Origin of the sequence: Methylobacterium sp. CCH5-D2 (assembly GCF_001556475.1) — a bacterium.
GTDB classification, from domain to species: Bacteria; Pseudomonadota; Alphaproteobacteria; order Rhizobiales; family Beijerinckiaceae; genus Methylobacterium; species Methylobacterium hispanicum.
On the sequence record NZ_LSIX01000195.1, the window covers coordinates 1 to 5,832 of the forward strand.

A 5,832-nucleotide genomic window follows, 5' to 3' on the forward strand; every position below is an offset into this window, starting at 1 on the left:
CGCTCTTGCGCCGAAGTGGACGCCGGTTCGGCGCAAGAGAGCGCGTCAAGACAAGAGGTTAGAGCCGTTCCCGATCGCAACGCGATCGGGAACGGCTCTAGGCATCGGACCCGATCGTCCGGTCCGAACGCGCCGGCCCGCCCGCGCGGGATGCGCCGACCGAGGGAGGGCGGAACCGAGAGACGATGGGATAGACCGCCGGCAGCACCACGAGCGTGAGAAGCGTCGCCGTGATCAGGCCGCCGATCACCACGGTGGCGAGCGGGCGCTGGACCTCGGCGCCGGCGCTGGTCGAGAGCGCCATCGGCAGGAAGCCCAGCGTCGCGACGAGGGCGGTCGTCATCACCGGGCGCAGGCGCATCTCGGCGGCGCGCGTCGCGGCCGCCTCCGGTGCGAGCCCCGCGCGCTCGAGCTCGCGGATGTAGCTCGTCAGCACCACGCCGTTCAGCACCGCGATGCCGAAGGTGGCGATGAAGCCGATCGCCGCCGAGACCGAGAAGGGCAGGTCGCGCAGGTAGAGGGCGAGGATGCCGCCGGTCGCCGCCACCGGCACGTTGAGGAAGATCAGCCCCGCGAGGCGGATGTCGGCGAACATCACGACGAGGAGCACCAGGATGGCCGCCATCGCGGCCGGCACCACCACGGAGAGGCGGGCGGTCGCCTCCTCGAGGTTCTGGAACTGGCCGCTCCACCGCAGGGCGTAGCGGGGCGGCAGGCCGACCTGGCGCCGCACGGCCTCCCGCGCCTCCGCGACGAAGCTCTGCACGTCGCGCCCGCGCACGTTGGCCTGGACCGAGATGCGCCGCTGCAGGCGCTCGCGGCTGATCTGGGCCGGGCCGGCGGCGACCTCGACGGAGGCGACGAGCGACAGCGGGACGAGGGCGCGGCCGCTGCGCCCCACGGGCAGGGCGCGGATATGCTCGAGGTCGCCGCGGTCCGCCGCGGCGAGGCGCACCACGATGTCGGTGATGGCGTTGTCGTCGCGATAGACCATCCCGGCGGTGCGGCCGCCGATCGCCTCGACGGTGTCGAGGACGTCGGCGGCGGTGATGCCGTAGCGGGCGGCCGCCGCGCGATCGACCCGGATCGACAGGGCCGGCATCCCGGCCTGCGCCTCGGCCTTCACGTCCGCCGCGCCCGGCACGGCCGAGACCGCGCGCACGATCGCCTCGGCCTTCTCCTTCAGGATGCCGAGATCGTCGCCGTAGAGGCTGATCGCCACGTCGCCGCGCACCCCCTCCAGGAGGTCGTCCATGCGCATCTGGATCGGCTGCGAGAAGGCGTAGGCCACGCCCGGCACCTCCTCGCGCAGGCGCCGGTCGAAGGCGGCGACGAGCGCCTCCTGCGTGCCGGCGGTCGTCCAGGTCGCGGGGTCGGCGAGGGTGATGAAGCTGTCGGTCGATTCGACGCCCATCGGATCCGTCGGGATCTCGGCGCTGCCGGTGAGCGAGACGACCCGCTTCACCTCGGGAAAGGACCGGAGCACCGCCTCGATCCGCCGGACGACCTCCAGCGAGGCGTCGAGGTTGATGCCGGGCAGCTTCTCCGAGGTGACAACGAGCGAGCCCTCGGAGAGCCGGGGCAGGAACTCGCCCCCGAGGCGCGTGGCTAGCCAGCAGCTTCCTCCGAACAGGGCGAGCGTGAGGAGGATCGTGGCGCCGGCCCGCCGCTCGGCGAGCCGCAGCACCGGCCTGTAGGCGGCCCGCATCCCGAGGACCAGGCGCGTCTCGCGCTCACCCACGCCGGGGCCGGAGAGGACGAGCGCGGCGAGCGCCGGGATCAGCGTCATGGTCAGCGCGAGCGATCCGGCGAGCGCCAGGATGACGGTGAGCGCCATCGGCCGGAACATCTTGCCGGCCACCCCTTCGAGGGCGAGCACCGGCAGGTAGACCAGGATGATGATCGCCACCGCGAACAGGACGGGCCTGGCGACCTCCGCGGTCGCGTCGCGGATCACCGCGTGGGGAGGCTCGCCCGGCCGCTCGCCGCGGGCGCGCAGCACGTTCTCGACCATCACCACCGCGCCGTCGACGATCAGGCCGAAATCGATCGCGCCCAGGCTCATCAGGTTGCCCGAGAGGCCGAAGAGCCGCATGCCCGCGAAGGCGATCAGCATCGAGAGCGGGATCGCCGCCGCGACGACGAGGCCGGCGCGCAGGTTGCCGAGGAGCAGGAGCAGCACGGCCACGACCAGCACCGCGCCCTCCAGCAGGTTGTGCGCGACCGTGCGGATCGTCCGCTCCACCAGGGCGGAACGGTCGTAGTAGGGCACGATCGCCACGCCCGGCGGGAGCTGCGGGCCGAGTTCGGCGATCGTGGCCTTCACCCGCTCCACGACCGCGCTCGCGTTCTCCCCCTGCTGCATCATGGCGATGCCCACGACGGTCTCGCCGGCCGCGTCGCGGCTCACCGCCCCGAGCCGGACCTTGGGCGCCTCCACCACCGCGCCGAGGCTCGCCACCGTGACCGGGATGCCGCCGGGATGGGTCGCCACCACGATCTCGGCGATGTCGGCGGGGCCGCGCGCGAGGCCGAGGCCGCGGATCACCTCCTGCTGGTCGTTGTGCTCGATGTAGGCGCCGCCGCGCGCCATGTTGTTCTCGGCCAGCGCCGCGTAGACCTGGCCGAGGGTCACGCCGTAGCGGTGCAGGCTCTCGGCGGAGACCTGCACCTCGTAGGTCGGGAGCTGGCCGCCGTAGATGTTCACGTCGGCGATGCCGGGCGTCAGCTTGAGGCGCGGCGCGATGGTCCATTGCAGGATCCGCTTCAGCTCCATCGGCGCGTAGGCCGGCCCGCGCAGCTCGAACTGGTAGATCTCGCCGAGCCCCGTCGCCATCGGCCCCATCTGCGGCTCGCCGACACCGGCCGGCATCATCGCCCTGGCCTGGGGCAGGCGCTGGAAGACCTGGGCCCGCGCCTCCGTGAGGGCCACGCCGTCCTCGAAGGTGACGTAGACCGCCGAGACGCCGTAGCGCGAGGTCGAGCGGATGCCCGTGAGGCCCGGCGCCCCCGCCATGGCGCTCTCGACGGGGAAGCTGACCAGGCGCTCGACCTCCAGGGGCCCGAGGCCCGGCGAGAGGGTCAGGATCATCACCTGCTTGGGCGAGATGTCGGGCACCGCGTCGATGGACAGGCCCTGGAGGTTGACGAGGCCGCCCGCGGCGCCCGCGAGCGCGACCACGAGGACGAGCCAGCGGCGGCGGATCAGGAGGGCGAACCATGTCCGCATCGGCTCTAGTCCGTCGAGCCGAGGAGGGCGCGCAGCAGGACGGCCTTGAGGCCGAAGCTGCCCTCCGTCACCACCTGCTCGCCGGGGGCGACGCCGTCCGCCACCTCGACCCAGTCGGCCCGCTGCACGCCGAGCGTGAGCGCGCGCTTCTCGAACCGGTCCTCGCCCGCGCGCACGAAGGCGACGGGGCCGCCCTCCGTCTGCTGCACGGCGGCCGCCGGGATCGTCACGCCCGTGCGCCCGAGGTCGGCCTCGATCGCGACGGAGACGAACATGTTGGCCCGCAGGGCGCCCGCCGGGTTGGCGATCTCGATCCGGGCGGGCGCCGTGTTGCTGACGGGATCGACGGCCGCGTTCACGGAGCGCACCCGGCCCGCGAACTCCGGATGGTCCGGCACGGGCGCCCGCACGCGGGCGGCATCGCCCGCCCGCACGGCGGCGATGTCGCGCCCGTAGAGGTTGGCCAGCACGAGGATCTGCGCCGGATCGGCCACCGTGAAGGCGTCGCGGCCGGTATCGACCATCTCGCCGAGCGTCACGGACGCGCTCGTGACGACGCCGTCGATCGGCGAGACGAGGGCGACCGTGCCCGGCGCCGCCCCGGGCTCCGGCGCGAGGCGCTCGTACTGCGCCGTGTAGAGCTCGACCTTTGCCTCGGCCGAGAGCGTGGCGGCGCGCGCCCGGGCGCGCTCGACCTGGCGCCGGTCGACCTCCGCCTGGGCGACGCCGCCGAACTTCAGCAGGTCCTGGCCCCGCTTCAGGTTCGTCTCCGCGACCTGCTCGGCGGCCCGCGCCTCGGCGAGGCTGGCCCGGGCCTCCGCGAGGCCGTTGCGCGCGTCGAGGAGACCCGCGGCGTCGAGGGTGGCCAGCGTCTGCCCGGCCCGCACCGGATCGCCCGGCTGGACCGCGAGGCTGAGGACGCGCCCCGGCGTGCGCGGCTTCAGATGGGTGACGCGCCGCTCGTCGAAGGCGACCGTGCCGGGCGCGCGCACCGGCAGGACGATCCGCCGGGTCTCTGCCCGGCCGAAGGCGAGCCCCAGGCGCTTCTGGCCCGCCGCGTCGAGGATGACGCGGTTCGGGTCGGCCTCGGCGGGCGCGTCGGGCGCGGCCCGATCGTCGGATGCCGCCGCCTCGTCGGCGCGCGATGCGCCGAGCCCGAGCCGGACGAGCACCGGCCCGAGACTGGGTTCCCAGGCGTCCCTGTCCCACCAGGCGACCGCGCCGAGGGCGCAGGCGAGCGCGAGCAGGACCAGGCCGCGGACGGGCGGGCCGCCCCGTGGCCTCCGGCGCGACGGATCCGGCGAGACCCGGTGCCCGGCATCGGACCGCTCGGGGCACCGCTCGGCCTCGTCCGCGACGCGCGCGACAGTCTCCACGGCCAGCAGCACGACCGCTCCACGTTTCCAGATTAGAGATATTCCAACATCTAGGCCGAGGGCCCGGAGCCGCCATTAAATTCGCGTTCACGCTCCGGCCCCGCCCGCGACGGCGGCGTTGTTCCGTGACAGGACATCCGGGCAGGCGGAGGCAGCGGGACGGGGACGTGGCGAGGCTCCTTCTGATCGAGGACGATGCCGAGACCGCCGGGGAGGTGCTCGCCGACCTGCGCGAGCGCGGGCACGTCGTCGGCTGGGCGGAGACTGCCCCGGACGGCGCGGCGCGGATGCGCGCGGCGACCTGGGACGCGCTCATCCTCGACCGCATGCTCCCGGGCGGCGACGGGCTCGGCCTGCTTCAGGCGCTGCGGCGGGAGGGGGACCGCACGCCGGCCCTGGTGCTCAGCGCGCTCGGCACGGTGGACGAACGCATCCGCGGCCTGCGGGCGGGGGGCGACGACTACCTCACCAAGCCCTTCGTGCTCGCCGAACTCGCCGCCCGGATCGAGGCGCTGCTGCGCCGTCCGGCCGACACCCGCGAGACGATCCTGCGGGTCGGCAGCCTGGAACTCGACCTGATCGCCGGCACGGGCCGGCGGGGAACGCGCGACCTCGCGCTGCTACCGCGCGAACTCAAGCTGCTCGAATACCTGATGCGGCGCCCCGGGCAGGTCGTGACCCGGGCCCTGCTGTTCGAGGAGGTGTGGAACTACCGGTTCACGCCGAAATCGAACCTCATCGACGTCCATCTCGGCCGCTTGCGCCGGAAACTGGAGGCGGAGGGCGAGCCGCCCCTGATCCACAGCACGCGCGGCGTCGGCTTCACCCTCATGCCCGATGACTGACCTCATGCGCTCCACCACCGCGCGCTGGGCGCTCGGCATCGCGCTGTGGTCCGTCCTGCTCGCGCTGGCGACCTTCGCCTTCGTCTACTGGCAGACCGCGGCCTTCCTCAGGGAGGAGCTGGCCGAGACCCTGCGCCTGGAGGTGCGCGCCGCCGCGGCCGACCCGGCGGGCGCGGCCGCGCGCGTGGACACCTGGGTCGCCATGGACCTGCACGCGACGCATTACGGCGGCCTGTTCGGTCCGGACGGGGGGCGCCGCTCGGGCAATCTCGACGCGGTCCCGCCGGATCTGGCGCGGGACGGCGAGGCCTACCGGGTCGGTGCGCGGGTGGACATCGCCGGGCACCGGCTCGACGACGAGATCTGGGCCGCCGCCCTGGCG

The 5,832-nt window shown here is 74.0% G+C and carries 3 protein-coding genes and 1 pseudogene; 2 read left to right on the forward strand and 2 right to left on the reverse strand.

Going from position 1 to position 5,832, the window contains the following annotated elements; all coding sequences use genetic code 11:
* Nucleotides 1–97: 97 nt before the first annotated feature.
* Both AX737_RS04970 and AX737_RS04975 read right to left on the reverse strand, forming a co-directional pair.
* Nucleotides 98–3,229 (reverse strand): CusA/CzcA family heavy metal efflux RND transporter, encoded by a 3,132-nt coding sequence (locus AX737_RS04970; RefSeq protein WP_066919464.1) that lies wholly within the window; start codon nt 3,227–3,229, stop codon nt 98–100.
* Nucleotides 3,230–3,234: 5 nt separating this feature from the next.
* Nucleotides 3,235–4,617 (reverse strand): efflux RND transporter periplasmic adaptor subunit, encoded by a 1,383-nt coding sequence (locus tag AX737_RS04975; RefSeq protein WP_082772887.1) that lies wholly within the window; start codon nt 4,615–4,617, stop codon nt 3,235–3,237.
* Between the two features lie 155 nt (nt 4,618–4,772).
* Here AX737_RS04975 and AX737_RS04980 point away from each other — a divergent pair, with 155 nt between their 5' ends.
* Nucleotides 4,773–5,450, forward strand: a complete 678-nt coding sequence (locus tag AX737_RS04980) for a response regulator transcription factor (RefSeq protein ID WP_066919466.1) — start codon at nt 4,773–4,775, stop codon at nt 5,448–5,450.
* Nucleotides 5,451–5,454: 4 nt separating this feature from the next.
* Nucleotides 5,455–5,832: pseudogene (locus AX737_RS04985) on the forward strand (histidine kinase); the annotation flags it as partial.

What these genes read in the sequence shown, in the direction of transcription:
- AX737_RS04970 (WP_066919464.1), bottom strand. Translation starts at nt 3,229, where the DNA reads ATGCGGACATGGTTCGCCCTCCTGATCCGCCGCCGCTGGCTCGTCCTC.